The following is a 17,825-nucleotide window of genomic DNA, read 5'->3' as shown; positions in this document are numbered from 1 at the left end:
GGCGGGCTCCGCCAGGCTCCGGGCCGGCTGATCGTGGTCAGGGCGCTGCCGGCCGCCGGTCCTCGGTGAGCGCGACGAGTCGCTCGGTGGACAGGCAGGAGGTCAGGCAGCGTTCCTTGGCGTCGCTGGTCAGGCGGGCCGTCCAGTCGGTGAAGCCGCCGTCGCCGAGTTCGACCTCGTCGGCGCCGCCGCCGGCGGTGAGCCGCAGCGCGGCATCGACGTAGTAGCCCCGGCCGCGCCGGCGCTCCGGCTCGTCCGTCAGCGGTACGCCCGACGGGCCGAGCGCCGGGCGGACCGTGTCTGCGATCCGCTGGCCGACGACCGGGTTGTCGAGCACGGTCAGGCGTACCCGTGCCGCCATCGAGGGCGGCAGCAGGGCGGCGAGCACCGTGTGCCAGTACGCCAGGTGCAGGGTGAGCAGCCGTGCCTCGGTGCGCCCCGAGCCGGTGTCGCGGGCGCTCGAGACCAGCGTGAAGAGCCGGAAGTGCGCCGGAAGGCCCGGCCCGAAGTCCTTCGCCCGCAGCACCCGGTGGCAGGCGGCCAGGTGCACGGCGCCGTGGCCCGGCTGTTCCCGGCGGCGTACCGCGGCCTCGATCGCGAGGGCGTTGGTGGGGTCGCTGACCACCTCGGTGGCGCGCAGGGTCGTGACGATCCGGTCCTGGCTCACCGGCGCGACCGCCGAGCAGGTGCCGAGCGGTGCGACGGGGGAGAGGCCGACGCCGGCGAACTCCGCCGGGAGCAGTTCCCACAGGCGGGCCTCGACGGCGGCCAGCGCACGCGGGTCGGCCGTCGCCGGCCGGGTGAAGCGGTCCGCCCGCCAGCGGCGGACCAGGTCTGCCGGGCGTACCGTCGCCGCCCGGTCCCGCGCCACCGCCAGCAGCAGCGTGCGCAGGTCCGCCGTGGCCAGGCCGGCCAGGGCGGTGCGGGTGCCGTCCGGCAGCCGCCCCCACACCCGCCGCTCCGCGTCGTCCATCCGGCCACCCTGCCGTACGCTCCGGCGGCCGTCGAGCGGGAATCGGACGGTTGGCGGGCGGCACGCCCGTGCCGCGGTCCGACCGGAGTGGTGGCCCCCTCGGACGCGAGGGAGGCCACCATCCGGGTGGTGCGCTCGTCACCGCGGGCCGGGGCGGTGCGAGCGAGGTGACCGACCGCCGGCGTGGACCGGATCAGGAGAGCGTGCAGGCCGCGCCGTTGACGGTGACCAGGCCCGGTGCCGGGTTGGCGCCGCCGCCGGTCACCGCGTTGAAGCCGAAGGTCACCGTGCCGCCGGGGGCGATCCGGGCGTTGTACGACTCGTTCTTCGCGGTGACCGTGGCCCCCGACTGGGTCACCTTCGCCAGCCACGCCTCGCGCACCTTCTGGTCGCCGGTGAAGGCGAAGCGGGCCGCCCAGCCGTCGACCGTGGTGGTGCCCGTGTTGCGGATGGTCACCTGGGCGGTGAACCCGGTGCCGCCCTGCCAGGTGCCGTAGTTGGTGTACGTGGCGGAGCAGGTGGGCGCCGGCACCGCCGCCGAGTCACCCTGGTCGGCCAGGAACGAGGCGAGCCAGGCCAGCGCCGAGTTCCAGTTGATCGCCACCTCGTTGGTCGCGTACGAGTTGATGTCGTCGACGTAGCAGAACATCGGCTTGCAGCCGGCGAGCAGCTTGGCGGCGAACGGATCCTGCAGGGCGGCGTTCGGGCCGCCGGCCAGCGAGCCGGCGGGCGGCTTCGGCAGGTCCGGGTCGAGTTGGTGGCCGAAGATCCGGCTGTGCTGGTTCTCGGCGGCGTGCTCGCCCCATCCGGTCACGTACGAGATGTTCAGCGCGTTGCGCCCGAGGATGTAGTCCATCGTCCGCACCGCGCCGTCCCGGTACTTCGCGTCCCGGGTCAGGTCGAAGGCGGTGGCGAACACGACCGCGTTGTTGATGACGTTGCTGTTGCCGCCCCAGAAGTAGCTGTCCGGGTCGCCGGGCATCGGCAGCCCGTACGCCTGCCGGGCCGCCTCGGCGAGGTGGGCGTCGGCGGCGGCGGTCACCGAGGCGCGTACGCGGGCCAGGTCGGCGGCCGGCAGCCCGTTCGGCACGGTGGCGAGGTCGAGCCGGCCCAGCGCGGCGACACCCTGCCAGCCGAAGCCGCGCGGGTCGAACACGTTCCCGGTGTGGTGCGGCGAGGCGGTCAGGTCCGCCAGGTACGCCTGTTCGCCGGTGGTCAGGAAGAGCTCGGCGGCGGCCCAGTAGAACTCGTCGGTGACGTTCGTGTCGTCGTACGCGCCGCCGCCGGTGCTGTCGGCGGGGCTGGCGTACCGCGTCGGGTTGGCCTTGGCGGCGGCGTAGGCCGTCTTCGCCGCGGTGCCGCAGCGCTTCGCGAAGGCCGCGTCGTAGGGGGCGAACAGCCGCGCGCACTGCGCGGCGACGGCGGCCAGGTTGAGCGTGGCGGCCGTGGACGGCGGGTGCAGCTCGCGCTGCTCGGGGTCGTCGTGCGGGGCGAGCGGCAGCCCGGTCCAGTTCCGGTCGTGGATCTTGTGGTGGGCCATCCCGGCGAGCGGCTTGCCGGCCGGCACCTGCATGCGCAGCAGGAACTCCAGCTCCCAGCGGGCCTCGTCGAGGACGTCCGGCACGCCGTTGCCGCGCTCGGGCACCCGCAGCGTGCTGTCGCCGAGGGCGGCGCCGTGCCCGGCGGTGGCGGCCGTGCGGGTCCGCTCGAAGGTGTTCAGCAGCTGGTAGGTGGCGATGCCCCCGTTGACGACGTACTTGCCGTGGTCGCCGGCGTCGTACCAGCCGCCGCGCACGTCCAGCGAGTAGTCGCAGACGCCTGGCTGGCAGGGCACGGAGGTGTCCCCCCTGTTGGGCGCCACGCCGAGGTGCCCGGCCGGGCGGGCGTACTCGGCGCCGATCAGGTCGCCGTCGATGGCGATGCCGCTGCGCTGGGCGTAGAAGAACTGGAGGGAGTCGGCGCGCAGCCGGTCGTAGAGGGTGCCCGAGATGTCGAAGGGGTGGCTCGTCTCGCCGTCGACGGTCAGGGTCAGCCCCGCTCCCGGGGTCCGGTACGACGAGAAGTCGAGCGTCTGCACGTTCTGCCCGGAGGCGGCGTCGACGCCGCGCGGGGTGGTGGTGCCGCTGGCCAGGACGGCGCCGGCGGCGGAGCGCAGCTGCCAGGGCAGTGCCTCGGTCGCCGAGGTCACCACGGTGGCGTTCTTCGGCCCGCCGGGCAGGTAGCCGACCTGGTTGACCCGCACCCTCGGCCCGGTGTCGGGCACGTACGGCTCGGGCGGGTCGCCGCCGCGCAGGGAGACGTCGTCGAGGCAGACGGTCTGCTCGGCCGCGCTGCCGCCGACCTGGAAGATCAGTTGGGCGGCCGGGTTGCCCTCGGCGACCGTGAACGTCTTCTCGAAGCGCTGGGCGGTGCCGCCGGCGGTGGCGTCGACGCTGGCGTACGTGGTGTAGGGGGCGGTGCCCAGTTGCAGGACGGCCTTGACGGCGGTGCCGGGGGTGGCGGAGACGTCGAAGCCGAGGGTGTACTCGGCGCCGGCGACCAGCGGCACGCCGTCCTGGCCGATGCCGGCGTCCCACGGGTTGGCCAGGCCGCCGGGGACGGTGGCGCAGAGTCGGCCGTCGGTGACGGCGAGCGGGCCCGTGCCGTAGGAGAACCAGGGGGAGACTCCGGCGCTGAAGTCGCCGTTGTCGATCTGTTCGGGGGCGTCGGGGGGCGGCTCGGCGTGCGCCGCGCCGGCGGTGGCGCCGGCCAGGGCGAGGGTGGTCGCGGCGGCCAGCAGCGCGAGGCGGCGTCGGGGTGGCGTCACGGGTGGTTCCTTCCGGACGGCGGCGGGGGACGGGTGTGGCGGTGACGCGTGGGAGCGACCCGCATTGGGAGCGCTCCCAGGTGTCGCCCCGATGTTTCCAGTGCTCCCGGCCGCTGTCAATCGATCCGGCTGGATGAGTGGCGGGCGTCCGCGAGGTGGACCGTCGGCGTTCCGCCGGGGCGGGCCGTCGCGCCGGCGGGCGGCCGGCGGCAGTGAGATTCGCCGCGCGACGCGCCGAGGTCCTGATCTCCTAGAGACAACGGCGCCCTCGGCCTGGCAGGCTGCCACCCATGACCCTGAAGCTGCGTTCCGTGGGAACGAGCGACCGTGGGCTGATCCGCAGTGGGAACCAGGACGCCCTGCACGCCGGCACCTGGCTCGTCGCCGTCGCCGACGGCATGGGCGGGATGGCGGCCGGCGACCTGGCCAGCGCGATCGCCATCGACGCGGTCGCTCCGCTGGACGTGGAGACCCCGGAGGACGCGCTGGTGGCCGCGCTGCAGAGCGGCATCGAGCTGGCCACCACGCGGATCCGCCAGGCGGTCGCCGAGGATCCGGAGCGGCAGGGCATGGGCACCACCCTCACCGCCCTGCTCTTCGCCCGGACGGGCAGTTGCCTGGCCCTCGCCCACGTCGGCGACTCCCGTGCCTATCTCTACCGCGAAGGCGTGCTCAAGCAGATCACCCGCGACGACACGTTCGTGCAACTGCTCGTCGACCAGGGGGTGATCACCCCCGACCAGGCCAGCAGCCATCCCCGCCGGGCCGTCGTCACCCAGGCGCTGCAGGGCGACGAGGTGTCCCCGGCGTACGCGACAATGGTGCCCTGGGCCGGCGACCGCTGGCTGCTGTGCAGCGACGGCCTGTCCAACGTGGTCCGCCCGGACACGCTCGCCGAGGTGCTCGCCGAGCATCCCGACCGCGCGGAGTGCGCCCGCCGGCTGATCGACCTGGCGCTGCGGGCCGGCGGGCCCGACAACGTCACGGTGGTCGTCGCCGACGTCGTGGAGGAGTGAGCGGGCGTCCGCGAAGGGGCCGAACGGCCTCGGGGCGTCGCCGACGGCAGGGGCGCGCCCGGCACCTGACGGCCGACGCCGCACCCTCGCCGGCATCCGCCCGGCACCTGACGGCCGAGCCGCACCCTCGCCGGCATCCGCCCAGCTCAGCGGCGGCGTGGCGTGGCGTGGCGGGTGGGCGCGGCCGTGGTCGGGTCCTCCGGCCAGGGATGGCGCGGGTAGCGCCCGCGCAGCTCCGCCCGCACCCGGGGATAGCCGGTGCGCCAGAAGGACGCCAGGTCGGCCGTGACCGCCACCGGCCGCCCGGCCGGGGAGAGCAGATGCAGCAGCACCGGCACCCGGCCGTCGGCGACGCGCGGCGCGTCCCGCCAGCCGAACGTCTCCTGGAGCTTCACCGCGAGCACCGGCGCCGCCGGGTCGGCGTAGTCGACCCGGATCCGCGACCCGCTCGGCACGGCGATCCGCTCCGGGGCGACATCGTCGAGCCGCGCCGCCAGCGCCCACGGCAGCAGCCGGCGCAGGGCGCCCGCGACGTCGACCCGGGCCAGGTCGGCGCGGCGGCGGGCGGCGGCCAGCTCCGGGCCCAGCCAGGCCGGCGCGTCGGCGAGCAGCGCCTCGTCGCCCACGTCGGGCCAGTCGCCGGCCAGCGCGTGCCGGCAGAACGCCAGCCGCTCGCGCAGGGCCCGCGCCGCCGGGGTCCAGGTGAGCAGCCCCAGGCCGGTGCGGCGCAGGCCGGTCAGCAGGGCCGCCGTCACCTCCTCGGCGCCGGGCCGGACCGGCCGCTCGGTCAGCTCGATCGCGCCCAGCCGGACCACCTCGCGGGCCACCACGTCCTCGCCGGACCAGCCGACCTCCCGTTCGGCGCGCAGCAGCGGCCCGCCCGCCTCCCGGGCGGTCGCCTCGTCGAGCGGGGTGGCCAGCCGCACCCGGGCGGCCGGCGCACCGGGGGAGCGGTCCGCCACCGCCACCGCGAGCCACTCGGCGCCCGCCAGCCCCGACCCGGGTGCCAGCTCCGCCGCGGTCCCGCCGCTCATCAGGTACGCCGAGCCGCCCGGCCGCCGCGCCCGGGCCAGGCGCTCGGGGTGCGCCAGCCCCACCAGCAGCCCGACGGCCAGGTCGTCGGTCAGGTGGTCGCCGCCGCCGGGAGGGCCGGCAAGGGCACCTGCCCGGCCGCTCCCGGTCGCCGCCGCGCCCCGACCGTCGGCCGGCCGGGCCCGGCCGGGGTCGCCGGTCGTCGCCGCGCCGGCGCCGCGGGACGGGCGTGCCCCGCCCGGCCGCCCCGCCGCCGGGGCGGGAGCCTCGGGCAGGGCCGCGCGCAGCCGGCGTACCTCCGACCGCCAGCGGGCGGTGGCGCCCGGGTCCGCGCCCGCGCGCAGCCGGCGCCAGGCGGCGGTCAGGTCGTCGCCCGGCCCGGCGACCGAGTCCTCGGCGAGCAGCGCCACGATCTCGGCCGCCCGGTCGGCGCCCACCCGGGGTGCCCCGTCCAGCAGCGCCCGGGCCAGCCGGGGGTGCGCGCCGACGGCGGCGATCGCCCGCCCCCGGTCGGTGATCCGGCCGTCCGCGTCGACCGCGCCCAGCGTGCTGAGGGCGTCCCGGGCCACCGTCATCCCCGCCGCCGGGGGCGGATCCGGCAGGGCGAGCCCGGCGCCGTCCGGCGACCCCCAGGCGGCCAGCTCCAGGGCGAAGCCGGTCAGGTCGGCGGTGGCGATCTCCGGCTCCGGCTGCGCGGCCAGCCGCTCGTGACTGGCCGGCGACCAGCAGCGGTAGACGTGCCCGGGCGCCTCGCGGCCCGCCCGGCCGGCCCGCTGGGTCGCCGCCGCCCGGGACACGCCGACGGTGACCAGCGCGCCCAGGCCACGGGCCAGGTCCATCCGGGCCACCCGGGACAACCCGGCGTCCACCACCACCCGGACGCCCGGCACGGTCAGGCTGCTCTCCGCCACCGACGTCGCCAGCACCACCCGCCGCCGCTCGCCGGGTCGCAGCGCCGCGTCCTGCTCGGCGGCGCGCTGGCGGCCGTGCAGCGTGAGCACCTCGATCCCGTCCCGCAGGTCGGCCAGGCGGCCCGCGACGGCGGCGATCTCGCCGGCCCCCGGCAGGAAGACCAGCACGTCCCCCTCGCGCTCGCGCAGCGCCCGGCGCACCGTCGCCGCGACGTGGTCGAGCAGGCTGCGGTCGACGGGCCCGGCGCCGGGCGCGGGCACCGGCCGCGGCGGCGGCGCCCAGATCCGGGTCACCGGGTGCAGGGCCGAGGACGCCCGGACGACCGGCGCGGGAGTGTCCGCGCCGCCGAGCAGCGCGGCGAACCGGTCCGCCTCGGGGGTTGCCGACATCGCCAGCAGCCACAGGTCGGGGCGGAGCGCCGCCCGGGCCTCGACGGTGAAGGCGAGCGCCAGGTCGGCGTCGAGGTGCCGCTCGTGGCACTCGTCGAGCAGCACCGCGCCCGTGCCGGCCAGTTCGGGGTCGCGGTGCATGCGGCGCACCAGCAGGCCGGTGGTGACGACCTCCACCCGGGTACGCGGACCGGTCCGGCGCTCGCCGCGCACGGCGTACCCGACCCGCTCGCCGACCGGCTCGCCGAGCAGCGCCGCCATCCGGCGCGCCGCCGCGCGGGCGGCCACCCGGCGCGGCTGGGCCACCAGCACCCGGCCGGTGACCTCGTCGGCCACGGCCAGCGGGGCGAGGGTGGTCTTGCCGGTGCCCGGCGGGGCCACCAGCACCCCGGTGCCGGCCGCGCGCAGCGCGGCGACCAGCCGCGGCAGCACCGGCCGCACGGGCAGGTCGAGGGGCACGTCGGAGAGCACGGCCCAGTCTCGCACCGCCCGCCGGGGCTCAGCCGGGGCGTACCCCGTCGACGCCGGCGACGAAGGCCCGCCGGGCCGGCGCCGGGAACGCCGGCACCGGCCCGCGCCGGTCCCTGCTGTCCCGGACGGCGACCGCCCGTCGACGCCGGCGACCTCCAGGCAGTTGCCGTTGCCCACGCCGCGGGTGCTGGCTCGGTGCCGTGGGTGGGACACGGCGAGGGCCGGGTCCGCCGACCCGGCCCTCGCGCCACCACGCACACAGCGAGCCCTCAGTGCCGGACCCCGGCCGGGATCTTGCTCATGCGGGCACCCCTGGTCGGTTGGCGTCGGCGACGACATCGTCTGCGGGAACGAGCGGCGGTGTACCGCGAACGCGGTAGACGCGGCGCCGCCTGCCGCGTACGCAGCAGCCGAAAGTGCCTACGTAGGCGGGACGACCGGTGGCTGATCCACGGCCACGATCTAGGCACCGACGAACCCCGACCCGATTGTGGGAGGACCCCTGTGCGTGAACTGGCTCGACGAGGCGCCTCGCGTGCCGCGGCGGCCACGGCTGCGGCGGCTCCGGCGTCGCTGCTCCGTCCCGCCACCGCCACGGCTGCCGCCAGCGCACCCGTCGCCAGAAGCTGCCACGGCTTCGCCACCCACCGACACGACGTACAAAGGATGGAGCCCTGATGCGCACGCTCACCCGGTGGGTGTTGTCTCACCGCCTGCTGGTGGTTCTCGCGTGGGTGGTCCTCGCCGTGGCTGGCGGTGCCACCGTCAGCGGCACCATCGACAGGTTGAGCAGCGAGTCGCGTCTGCCGGACGCGCCCGCCCAACTCGCCAACGACGCTATCGATGAGCGTTTCACCGGTACCGGCGGCAAGAACGCCCCGCTGCTGCTGACCGTCACGGCGCCCGAAGGCGTACGCCTGGACGCCGCACCGTACCGCGACCAGTGGGGCGAACTGGTGAAGCGGGCGACGCCGGCTGGCGGGCGGAGCGTCTCGTACACCAGCGGCGGCGAACGCTCCCTACTGTCGGCGGACGGACGCACCACCGTCGCGCTGATCTATCCGCCCGCCGCCGCCGGCCCATCTCCATACGTCGAGTCGCTGCCCACCATCCGGCAAACGATCGCGGACGCTCAGATCGCCGGAGCGCCGGTCGAGATCACCGGTCAACCCGTGCTGTCCGGACGTGACAGCGGTGCCCCTCGAAATCCGATCGTCGAGACACTGATCGGTGGGGTCGGCGCCCTCGTCGTCCTCGCGGTGGTGTTCGCCAGCGGTCTGGCGCTCGTGCCGCTGCTCATGGCGGCCGTGGCCATTCCCACCACGTTCCTGCTGGTCCGGCTGCTCACCGGCGTGACCGACGTGTCGTTCATCGTGCAGTACCTGGTGGCGCTCATCGGCCTGGGCATCGCCATCGACTACGCCCTCCTCGTCGTCACCCGCTGGCGGGAGGAACGCGAAGGCATCGACGACGCCGACCCACATCAGCGCGCGGCCGCCATCATGAACGCCGCCGCCAGCGCCGGGCACGCGGTCGCCCTCAGCGGCGTCACGGTGGCGATCTCCCTGGCCGCGCTCGTCGTGCTGCCCGTGCCGTTCCTTCGCAGCGTCGGCTACGCCGGCCTGCTCATCCCGCTCGTCAGTGTCGCGGTCGCCCTGACCCTGCTGCCCGTCCTGTTGCACACCTGCGGCAGTTGGCTCGACCGGCCGCGCCGCGTGCACAATGCCGACAGCCGGCTGTGGACCCGCATCGCACGCATCACCACCCGCCGCCCGATCCTCGTCGCCGTCGTCAGCGGCGGGCTGTTGATCGCTCTCGCCGCGCCCGCGCTGGGGATCCGGCTGGGCCAGCCGGAAACCGGTGTCCTTGGGTACGGCGGGCGACCCGCCGCCGTGTACGCCCACCTCATCGAGGCCGGTTTCGGTGCGGGCGTCGCCCGCCCGGTCGAAGTGCTCACCCACGGCGACCCGGCCGCGCTCGCGGACCGACTACGGGCCATCGACGGTGTTGCCGGAGTAGCCGCTCCCGCGGACTGGTCGAAGGCGGGCGTCCACGTGGTCGACGTCTGGACCGTCCACGATCCCGCCAGCGACGCCGGACGCGACACAGTGGCCGAGGTCGTCGCCACCGCACGTTCCCAACCTGGCACCCTCGCCGGAGGCGGCCCCTCGCTGGACACCGATTTCGTCGACGCTGTCTACGGCTCCCTGCCGATCATCCTCGTCGTGGTCGCGCTGCTCACCTTCATCGTCCTCGCTCGGACACTGCGGTCAGTGCTGCTTCCGCTTAAAGCGCTGATCCTCAACGCGCTGTCCACGGCCGCCGCCTACGGCACCGTCGTGCTCATCTGGCAGAAGGGGTACGGCAGCGAAGCGCTGTTCGACACCCCCGCCACCGGCGCGATCACAGTCTGGGTGCCCATGGCGGTCTTCGCGTTCCTCTTCGGGCTGTCCATGGACTACGAGGTGTTCATCCTGCACCGCATCCGCGAGGCACACCTCGACCTGACCAGGCGAGGCAGCCAGAGCACCACGGTGGCTGCCACCGTCACCGGCATCAGCCGCACCGGCCGACTGGTGACCTCCGCCGCGCTCATTCTCTTCCTCGCGTTCACCGCCCTGGCCACCATCCCGATCACGGACGTCAAGATCTTCGCCACCGCGCTCGCGGCCGGCATCGTCATCGACGCCACCGTCGTACGAGGACTGCTCACGCCCGCCCTCGTCGCGCTGCTCGGGCGCGCCAACTGGTGGTTCCCCGCCCCGCTTGCCCGCCTCCTGATGGCCCCGCCAGTGAGAAATCCGAACGGAACGCCGCATCCCATCGTGATGCCCCCGGCCGCCGACACCCACCCACAGTTCGCCGATCGTCTCTAGCTCTCCACATCATCGGAAGGATCAACAATGCCGACGTACGTACGACACGTCACCCCCGTCGCACCCGCGCAGGCCACGGGACTGGTGGCCAGGGTCTACGAGCAGATCAACGCCGAGTCGAGCAGCATCGGCCCCGCCGTGCGGATGACCTCCCCGGCGCCGGAGATCCTTGCCGCCGGCTGGAGCCTCACCCGCGAAGCACAACTCGTCGGAACCGCACCCGTCCTCGACAAGACGCTGGTGGCGCTCGGCGTGTCACAGGCGAACCGCTGCAACTACGACACGCTCGCCTGGCTCGGCGCCCTGCGGCTACTCGGCCGGCCGGACCTGGCCGACGTCATTGACCGGGGCGAACCCCTCGCCGACCCGCGGCTCGCGGCACTGCTCGACTGGGCCCGATCAACCGCCACCCCGGGCGCACCCGCGACCCTGCCCGGCGAACCGGTCGCCGAATACTTCGGCACAGCACTGCTCAGCCACTTCATCAACCGCATGGTGCTCGCCATGCTGCCTGCCGACCTCACGCCCGGCACCCTGAACCCCGACGACGCGCCGGCCTTCGAGGGCGCCCCGGTCTTCCGGCGATGGCAGACCGACCGGGCACCTGGCGCCAGCCTGGCACTGCTGGCCGGGCTGCCCGAAGGGCAACTACCGGAATGGGCCGACGGCGCCCCGGCAGGCAGGGCGTACGCCACCCTGGCCGCCGTCGCCAGGCAAGGAGCCGGGCTGCTCACCCCTGCCGCCCGCGACGTCGTGTCCAGCGTCATCAGCGCGCATCGAAGCCGCCACACCACCGACAGCGACCAACTGGACGAGCCGCTGTCGACGCTGCCCGAACAGGAACAGACCGGAGCGCGCGTCGCCATCCTCGCCGGCCTCGCACCCGATGCCCTCACAGACGGCCAGGTGGCCGCCTGGCGAGCAACAGATCGGCGCTACTCCGACCACTGCACCGTCCACCTGCTCGCGTACGGCGCCATGACCGCCGTCAGTCACATCGAAACAGATCTCGTCGAAACCTACACAACTGGAGCGAAGAATGCTTAGCCGAACCGCACAGGCGCTCGCCTTGCTGTCCACCGGGCTGCTCGCCGGCGCGTTCGCCTACGCCCTCGCCTCCGTCGTCCCCACCTTCGACGCGGTTCCCCTGGACGTTCACCTGCAATATCGCACAGCGCTCATGTACATGAACGGCATCTTCATGCAGGCGCTGATGGCAGTCAGCCTGCTCACCTCATTCTGGCTCGCGATCACACTGCGACTCGCGACCCGGTGGTACGCCGCCGCAGCGGGCGTACTCGCACTCACCTCCCTGCTCGTCACCCGCTTCGGAAACGTCCCCATCAACGGAAAGATCAAGACATGGTCCGCAGCCTCGCTCCCACCCGACCACGCCGAACTCCTGCAACGCTGGGAGGTCTACCACCACATCCGCACCGCCACCGCAGTCACCGCGTTCGTACTGCTGATCGTCCTCATCGACAAGACACGCCGGGTCACGGCGGCGTCGATGTCCTGACCTCACGTGAGCGGTGCACCCGCTCATGGGGTAGGGGCGCCCGCCGCCGCGTTCTCGAAGGACCGACCCGCCACAGGACCCTGCTCAAGGTGGACCGCCGTCCTCGGCTCGGCGTCGCCATCGCCGGCGGTGTCCCGGCCGCCCTGGTCAGCGCCGGATGGCTGCACGTCGACGAATCGTCCGCCAACCTGGTCCAAGCGCTGGAGCGGACCGCGCCGCTGCTGCCGATGCGCTTCGAACCGAAGGCGATGCTGTGCGCACGGCGCAGCGCCAGGCGTGCTGGCCGCGTTCAAAAGGCGGGTGCGCTGGTGGGTGCGGCTGTGGCTTGTCGTTGATCGAGAAGTGAAGAGGTCTCCGGTAGGTAGTTCATCGACCAAGACGAACTGGAAACCGGAGACCTCGTGGCCACGACACCGGCGGCGAGGCGGCACGACCTGACCGACCGGCAGTGGAAGGCCTTGGAGGCGCTGCTGCCAGTGGGAAAGAAGCCAGGCCGGCCGCCGAAGTGGAGTAAACGGCAGCTCATTGACGGCACTCGGTGGCGCACGCGGGTCGGTGCGCCGTGGCGGGACGTGCCGGACTGCTACGGGCCCTGGCAAACGGTGTACGGACTGTATCGGCGCTGGCAGCGTGACGGCACGTGGCAGCGGCTCGCGACCGGGTCGCAGGCGTGCGCTTGACGCGGCCGGTGCGATCACGTGGGACGTCAGCGTGGATTCCACCAGTGCCCGGGTGCACCAGCACGCCGCTGGAGCACGGAAAAGGGGGCAACTTGCAGAAGGGCTCCAAGGGCGGCCGGCCACCGGTCTTCGACCCGGTGATCTACCAGCAGAGACACGCGGTGGAGTGCGGCATCAACCGGCTCAAACGCCACCGCGGGGTAGCAACTCGGTACGACAAGCTCGCCGTCCGCTACGAAGCCACCGTGCACATCGTAGCGATCAACCAGTGGCTACCCCGCTTCTGAAACGCGGCCTAGTACGTGCCGTCGAGCTGCCCCCGCAGCTTGGTCAGCGCGCGGGCCAGCAGCCGGGAGACGTGCATCTGCGAGACGCCGATCTGCTCGGCGATCTGCGACTGCGTCAGGTTGCCGTAGAACCGCAGCGTGAGGATCTTCTGCTCCCGCTCGTCGAGGGTGGCCAGCGCGGGGCCGAGGGCGACCCGCAGCTCGGCCAGCTCGAACTCGCCGTCCTCGCCGCCGAGCATGTCGCCCAGCTCCGTCGCGCGGTCGCCGTCACCGGTGGGGGTGGAGAGCGAGACCGCGTTGTAGGCCCGGGCGCCCTCCAGGCCCTCCAGGACCTCTTCCTCGGTGAGCTTGAGGTGGGCGGCGATGTCGGCGACCGTCGGCGAGCGGCCGAGGGTCTGCAGCAGCGAGCTGTTGGCGTCGGAGATGGCCAGGCGCAGCTCCTGGAGGCGGCGCGGCACCCGGATGTCCCAGGTGCGGTCGCGGAAGTGCCGCTTCAGCTCGCCGATGATGGTCGGGATGGCGTAGCCGGCGAAGTCGACGCCGCGCGAGGGGTCGAACTTGTCGATCGCCTTGATCAGGCCGACGGCGGCGGTCTGGGCCAGGTCGTCGGTGGGCTCGCCGCGGCCGCTGTAGCGGTGGGCGAGGTGGTTGGCGAGCGGCAGCCAGGCCTCGATCGCCCGGTCGCGCAGGGCGGCGCGGGACGGGTGGTCGGCCGGCAGCGCGGCCATCGCGTTGAGCAGGTCGGCGGCGCTGTCGGTGAGCGCCCGCGGGTCGAGCTTCTCGGTGGGGCCCGCCGTCGCTGTGGTCGCCCGCTCGCTGATCGTTGGCGCGGTCATGGGTGGTCCTCCCTGCACCTCGTCCGCGGATGAAAGACGTGACGCTTTGGTTTAGCTTCAGATGTCCGTTCGGGAGTCACCTTAGCCCGATCGGCCCGACGAAATCCAGCCGAAAGTACGATGTACTTAACGGAATTTGAACCATGTATGCGGCAATGCGGACCAAACGCCTTCGGATTGTGAGCCGGCTTACCTGGGGCGTACGGTCACCTGGGCATCGGCCGGACATCGACATGGATGCGTCCGTAGGGTCCGCGGGCCCCGCCGGGCGGCCCGTCGGGCGCGGATGACAGGTGTGTCAATGTCGGCTTTCCGTCGTTGTCCCGTGTACGAGACCGGCCGTAGCGTGCGGGTACATCCCTTCGGAGGTGCCGTGCTCGATCCCGCCGCTCCCCACCTCGTTTTGAACAGCCGAGCGCTGTTCTTCAGCTGGCTGCCGGCGGATCCGGAGGCGGTGGCGGCGCTGGTCCCGCCCGGGCTGACCCCGCACCCGGACGGCCAGGTCTTCATGAACCAGTACGTCGTCGACGACGCGAGCCAGACCTCGGGCTTCGGCGCCTACTCGCTGACCTACCTCGGGGTGTGCCTGACCGGGGTCGACGCCCCCGACGGGTGCAGCCCGGGCGGCTGGTGGACCCACTACGTGACCTCCAGCGAGCGGATCCGCGACTACGCCGCCGCGCGCGGCGCGCCCGCCGTCGTCGGCCACACCGACATCGAACGCGAGGGCGGGAACCTGGTCGCCGAGACGGCGATCGGCGGCGCGCCCCTGATCCGCGCGCGCTGCCAGGTCGGGGAGACGGGCCCGACCATCGCCAGCGGCCACCACCGCTACTTCACCGCCCTGGGCGGGCAGTTGCTCAGCGCCGTGTACCCGTTCGTCGCCGAGCCGGTCGACCCGTTCGTGATCGAGTCGGTGGAGTTCCTGGACCGGGGGCACCCGATCTACGCGCTACGGCCGGAGAATCCGCTCACGATCGGCTTCGGCTTCTACTCCCCGCGCGCCTCGTTCGCCTACCCGGGCGGCCTCGCCGTGCATGCCGACGCCGGGGCGGCCGTGCCGGCGGCCGCCCGCATCGGCGCCGTCTCCGTGCCGGCGTAGCCGCCTCACCAGGTGCCGGCGCGGCGCGCCCGCAGCGGTCGGCCGTCGGGGTCGTAGACCAGTCGGTACGCCGGCAGCGCCCAGAGCCGGGTGTACCAGGGCAGGCGTTCCGGCCGGTGCGGCAGCAACCGGCCCGGCGGCCGTGGGCCGACCCGCCCGGAGTCGTGCCACCGCCGCAGCGCCTCGGCGGCGGCGGTGATCGCCGCGACCGCGTCGGCCGGGTCGACGAGGTCGGCGTCCTCCGCGCTGTCGGGGTCCCGGTCCAGGTGCTCGCGCCACAGCCGCAGGCGCAACTCCCGGGCGAAGACCCGGGCCCCGTCGCCGAGCCCGGCCGGGTCGGTCGGAGTCCGGCCGTCCCGGGTGTCGTCCAGCACGGCGCAGGAGAGCTCGCTGTCGTGGGTCCAGGACCGGCGGTTGAAGTTGTCGCTGCCGACGCTGGCCCAGACGTCGTCGACCACGCACACCTTGGCGTGCACGTAGACCGGTGTGCCGGCGTGGTTCTCCACGTCGAAGATGTGCACCCGGTCCGGCGCCGCCCGCTCGCACAGCGACAGCGCCTGCTCGCGGCCGACGGAGTTCGGCGGCAGCGCGAGCCGGCCGTCCACGTCCGGGTAGCGCGGGACGACGGCGACCAGGTGCAGGTCGGGGTTCTCCCGCAGCGCGCGGGCGAACAGGTCGGCCACCTCGGTCGACCAGAGGTACTGGTCCTCCAGGTAGATCAGCCGGCGGGCGCGGCGGACCGCCTTGGTGTAGCCCCGGGCCACGGTGCGCTCGCCGTCGGGGGCGAAGGAGTAGCGGGGACGCACCGCCGGATAGGTGCGCAGCACCTGCACGTGGTGCGGGCCGCAGGGCGGCGGATCGGCCGGCTGGTCGGGCAGCGGGTCGGGGCGCAGGTCCGCGCCGCGCAGCCGGTCCCGCAGGTACGCCAGCGGATTCTCCGAGTCCAGCGGCATCGGATCGTTCCACCGTTCGCGGAAGGCGGTGTCCAGCGCGCCCACGACCGGCCCCCGCACGGCGAGCTGCACGTCGTGCCAGGGCGGGTGCTCCCCGTAGCGGGCGGACATCCGCACGGCCTGCCGGTCGCCCCGGTGCCCGCCGTCGTCGCGGCGGCTGTGGCACAGGTCGATGCCACCGGCGAAGGCCACGTCCCGTTCCGACGCCCGCGGGTGGCGCAGCACCACCAGCTTCTGGTGGTGCGAGCCGCCCCGGCGCACCCGCTGGTCGAGCAGGACCTCGCCGCCGGCGGCGGAGATCGTCTCGCTGAGGTCGCGGTTCTCCTCCTCGCTGTAGGCCAGGGCGTCGAGGTGGGAGCGCCAGATCAGGCCCTTGACCACCACCCCGCGCTGGGCGGCCCGCGCGAAGAGCTGCGCCACCGTCGGCCCGCCGGGGCGCAGGAGCTGGTCGGGGTCGCCCCGCCAGTCGGTGAAGAAGAGGTGGTCGCCCGCCTCCAGCGCCTCCACCTCGTCGACCAGCCGGTCGAAGTACGCGGCGCCGTGAATTAACGGCTCGGCAAGGTTTCCGCTGGTCCAGACGGGTAACTCTGACACCGGGTTGGCGCGTTCCCGCGCGCTGAGGAACCAGTCGTGCGGTCCCATCGCTCCAGCCCCCCGAGGTCGACAACGTCCTCACGGTAGGACCCCCGTCGCGGGTCCGCATCCCGACCGGCGCGCCGGTGACCGGTCGGTCGACCCCCGACACCGCCCGAAACGACGCGAGGAAACCGAGGAGGCAACACCATGCCCGGCGAGACGACGAACTCCGTGACCGAGTACCGCGAGCAGGCGGTGGAGAGCGAGCGGGGTGCGCTGGTGGCGGTGTTGCTCATGGTGATCCTGGGCGTCGCCGGCATCTTCGCCGTCTCCTGACCACCAGCCGCGACGCGCGGGCGGCGCCCCGGTGTGCGTACCGGGGCGCCACCGTGTGCGCCCGCGTCAGGGTCGCGGCCCCTGGCCGCCCGTGTGCGGCAGCCGCTCGGCCGGGACGACGCCGAGCCGGCCGGCCTGGAAGTCCTCGAACGCCTTCAGCAGCTCGTCGCGGGTGTTCATGACGAACGGGCCGTAGTGCGCCACCGGCTCCCGGATCGGCTCGCCGCCCATGATGTAGAGGTCCAGCGCCGGGGTGTGGCTGTCCTGGCGGGCGTCCGCCGCGAAGGTCAGCGCGTCGCCCGGGCCGTGCACGGCGAGCTGGCCGGTGCGCACCGGCCGCCCGTCGACGCCGACCGTGCCGCGACCGCCCAGCACGTAGACCAGCGCGTTGAAGTCCGGCCGCCACGGCAGGTCGACGCGGGCGCCCGGCTGCACCGTCACGTGGGTGATGGTGATCGGGGTGTGGGTCGAGCCCGGCCCCCGGTGCCCGGCGACCTCGCCGGCGATGACCCGGATCAGCGCGCCGCCGTCCGGCGTGGTGAGCAGCGCGGCCTCCCGGCCGCGGATGTCCTGGTAGCGGGGCGGGTTCATCTTGGCCACCCGGGGCAGGTTGACCCAGAGCTGGGTGCCGTGGAACAGCCCACCGCTCATGACGAGCTGCTCCGGCGGCGCCTCGATGTGCAGCAGGCCGCTGCCGGCCGTCATCCACTGGGTGTCGCCGTTGGTGATCGTGCCGCCACCGCCCTGCGAGTCCTGGTGGTCCATGATCCCGTCGATCATGTAGGTCACCGTCTCGAAGCCGCGGTGCGGGTGCCAGGCCGTGCCCCTCGGCTCGCCCGGCGCGTAGTCCACCTCGCCCATCTGGTCCAGGTGGATGAACGGGTCCAGCTCGCTCAGCGGCACGCCGGCGAAGGCCCGGCGGACCGGGAAGCCCTCGCCCTCGAAACCGCTCGGGGCGGTGCTCAGCCGGCGGACCGGCCGGAACGTGGTGGACTCGTCGAGCCGGGGCAGGCGCGGCAGGACGAGCACGTCGTCGACGGTGATGGCGGGCATCGGGGCTC

Annotated in this window: 13 protein-coding genes and 2 pseudogenes; 8 read left to right on the top strand and 7 right to left on the bottom strand. The window is 74.0% G+C overall.

Features of this window, described 5'->3' with window-relative positions; genetic code table 11:
• Nucleotides 1-37: 37 nt before the first annotated feature.
• Together GA0070606_RS06200 and GA0070606_RS06195 are read right to left on the bottom strand one after the other, a co-directional pair.
• Nucleotides 38-973, bottom strand: a complete 936-nt coding sequence (locus GA0070606_RS06200; protein ID WP_091095870.1) for a hypothetical protein — start codon at nt 971-973, stop codon at nt 38-40.
• Nucleotides 974-1,166: 193 nt separating this feature from the next.
• Nucleotides 1,167-3,779 carry a glycoside hydrolase family 9 protein gene (locus tag GA0070606_RS06195; protein ID WP_091095868.1) on the bottom strand — a complete coding sequence of 871 codons (2,613 nt, stop codon included), beginning with the start codon at nt 3,777-3,779 and terminating at the stop codon, nt 1,167-1,169.
• 290 nt (nt 3,780-4,069) lie between these two features.
• Between GA0070606_RS06195 and GA0070606_RS06190 the strand changes: the two genes are divergently transcribed.
• The gene (locus GA0070606_RS06190; protein ID WP_091095866.1) at nt 4,070-4,795 is read left to right on the top strand and encodes a PP2C family protein-serine/threonine phosphatase; all 726 of its coding nucleotides are present in this window, start codon (nt 4,070-4,072) and stop codon (nt 4,793-4,795) included.
• A gap of 146 nt (nt 4,796-4,941) precedes the next feature.
• Here the strand turns inward: GA0070606_RS06190 and GA0070606_RS06185 are convergent, their stop codons facing one another.
• Both GA0070606_RS06185 and GA0070606_RS33155 read right to left on the bottom strand, forming a co-directional pair.
• Nucleotides 4,942-7,599, bottom strand: coding sequence for an ATP-dependent RNA helicase (locus tag GA0070606_RS06185; RefSeq protein ID WP_091107365.1), 2,658 nt, complete (start codon nt 7,597-7,599; stop codon nt 4,942-4,944).
• Between the two features lie 28 nt (nt 7,600-7,627).
• Nucleotides 7,628-7,812: pseudogene (locus tag GA0070606_RS33155) on the bottom strand (DUF397 domain-containing protein).
• A gap of 464 nt (nt 7,813-8,276) precedes the next feature.
• On the opposite strand from GA0070606_RS33155, the gene GA0070606_RS06175 reads away from it, so the two are divergent.
• From GA0070606_RS06175 to GA0070606_RS06160, 5 genes and pseudogenes are all read left to right on the top strand, one after another.
• The gene (locus GA0070606_RS06175; RefSeq protein ID WP_091095864.1) at nt 8,277-10,475 is read left to right on the top strand and encodes an MMPL family transporter; all 2,199 of its coding nucleotides are present in this window, start codon (nt 8,277-8,279) and stop codon (nt 10,473-10,475) included.
• An 84-nt stretch (nt 10,476-10,559) separates the two neighbouring features.
• The gene (locus GA0070606_RS06170) at nt 10,560-11,522 is read left to right on the top strand and encodes a carboxymuconolactone decarboxylase family protein (protein WP_141721598.1); all 963 of its coding nucleotides are present in this window, start codon (nt 10,560-10,562) and stop codon (nt 11,520-11,522) included.
• Entirely contained in the window at nt 11,515-11,994 is a 480-nt protein-coding gene (locus GA0070606_RS06165) for an anthrone oxygenase family protein (RefSeq protein ID WP_091095860.1), read from the top strand. Before GA0070606_RS06170 ends, GA0070606_RS06165 begins: the two co-directional genes overlap by 8 nt.
• Nucleotides 11,995-12,083: 89 nt before the next feature.
• Complete coding sequence (locus GA0070606_RS32385; protein ID WP_176737247.1) at nt 12,084-12,329, top strand: hypothetical protein; 246 nt, start codon at nt 12,084-12,086, stop codon at nt 12,327-12,329.
• A gap of 66 nt (nt 12,330-12,395) precedes the next feature.
• Nucleotides 12,396-12,961 (top strand): annotated as a pseudogene (locus GA0070606_RS06160) (transposase).
• 8 nt (nt 12,962-12,969) lie between these two features.
• Here GA0070606_RS06160 and GA0070606_RS06155 read toward each other — a convergent pair.
• Nucleotides 12,970-13,797 (bottom strand): SigB/SigF/SigG family RNA polymerase sigma factor, encoded by an 828-nt coding sequence (locus GA0070606_RS06155; protein ID WP_091095858.1) that lies wholly within the window; start codon nt 13,795-13,797, stop codon nt 12,970-12,972.
• Nucleotides 13,798-14,170: 373 nt separating this feature from the next.
• Between GA0070606_RS06155 and GA0070606_RS06150 the strand changes: the two genes are divergently transcribed.
• Nucleotides 14,171-14,899 carry an acetoacetate decarboxylase family protein gene (locus GA0070606_RS06150; RefSeq protein ID WP_091107363.1) on the top strand — a complete coding sequence of 243 codons (729 nt, stop codon included), beginning with the start codon at nt 14,171-14,173 and terminating at the stop codon, nt 14,897-14,899.
• Nucleotides 14,900-14,904: 5 nt separating this feature from the next.
• On the opposite strand, the gene GA0070606_RS06145 is transcribed toward GA0070606_RS06150, so the two are convergent.
• Nucleotides 14,905-16,494, bottom strand: coding sequence for a phospholipase D family protein (locus GA0070606_RS06145; RefSeq protein ID WP_091095856.1), 1,590 nt, complete (start codon nt 16,492-16,494; stop codon nt 14,905-14,907).
• Between the two features lie 141 nt (nt 16,495-16,635).
• Here GA0070606_RS06145 and GA0070606_RS33670 point away from each other — a divergent pair, with 141 nt between their 5' ends.
• Entirely contained in the window at nt 16,636-16,764 is a 129-nt protein-coding gene (locus GA0070606_RS33670; RefSeq protein WP_281190601.1) for a hypothetical protein, read from the top strand.
• Between the two features lie 66 nt (nt 16,765-16,830).
• Here the strand turns inward: GA0070606_RS33670 and GA0070606_RS06140 are convergent, their stop codons facing one another.
• Complete coding sequence (locus tag GA0070606_RS06140; protein ID WP_091095854.1) at nt 16,831-17,817, bottom strand: pirin family protein; 987 nt, start codon at nt 17,815-17,817, stop codon at nt 16,831-16,833.
• Between the last annotated feature and the right edge of the window lie 8 nt (nt 17,818-17,825).

The sequence above is a fragment of the Micromonospora citrea genome, from assembly GCF_900090315.1.
GTDB classification, from domain to species: domain Bacteria; phylum Actinomycetota; class Actinomycetes; order Mycobacteriales; family Micromonosporaceae; genus Micromonospora; species Micromonospora citrea.
Note: the sequence above shows the minus strand (reverse complement) of the source record. Positions and strands in the feature narration are given on the sequence as shown.

Coding starts and splice junctions, on each gene's coding strand:
- GA0070606_RS06200 (WP_091095870.1), bottom strand. CDS start 973: ATGGACGACGCGGAGCGGCGGGTGTGGGGGCGGCTGCCGGACGGCACC.
- GA0070606_RS06190 (WP_091095866.1), top strand. CDS start 4,070: ATGACCCTGAAGCTGCGTTCCGTGGGAACGAGCGACCGTGGGCTGATC.
- GA0070606_RS06175 (WP_091095864.1), top strand. CDS start 8,277: ATGCGCACGCTCACCCGGTGGGTGTTGTCTCACCGCCTGCTGGTGGTT.
- GA0070606_RS06165 (WP_091095860.1), top strand. CDS start 11,515: ATGCTTAGCCGAACCGCACAGGCGCTCGCCTTGCTGTCCACCGGGCTG.
- GA0070606_RS06155 (WP_091095858.1), bottom strand. CDS start 13,797: ATGACCGCGCCAACGATCAGCGAGCGGGCGACCACAGCGACGGCGGGC.
- GA0070606_RS06145 (WP_091095856.1), bottom strand. CDS start 16,494: ATGGGACCGCACGACTGGTTCCTCAGCGCGCGGGAACGCGCCAACCCG.
- GA0070606_RS33670 (WP_281190601.1), top strand. CDS start 16,636: ATGCCCGGCGAGACGACGAACTCCGTGACCGAGTACCGCGAGCAGGCG.
- GA0070606_RS06140 (WP_091095854.1), bottom strand. CDS start 17,817: ATGCCCGCCATCACCGTCGACGACGTGCTCGTCCTGCCGCGCCTGCCC.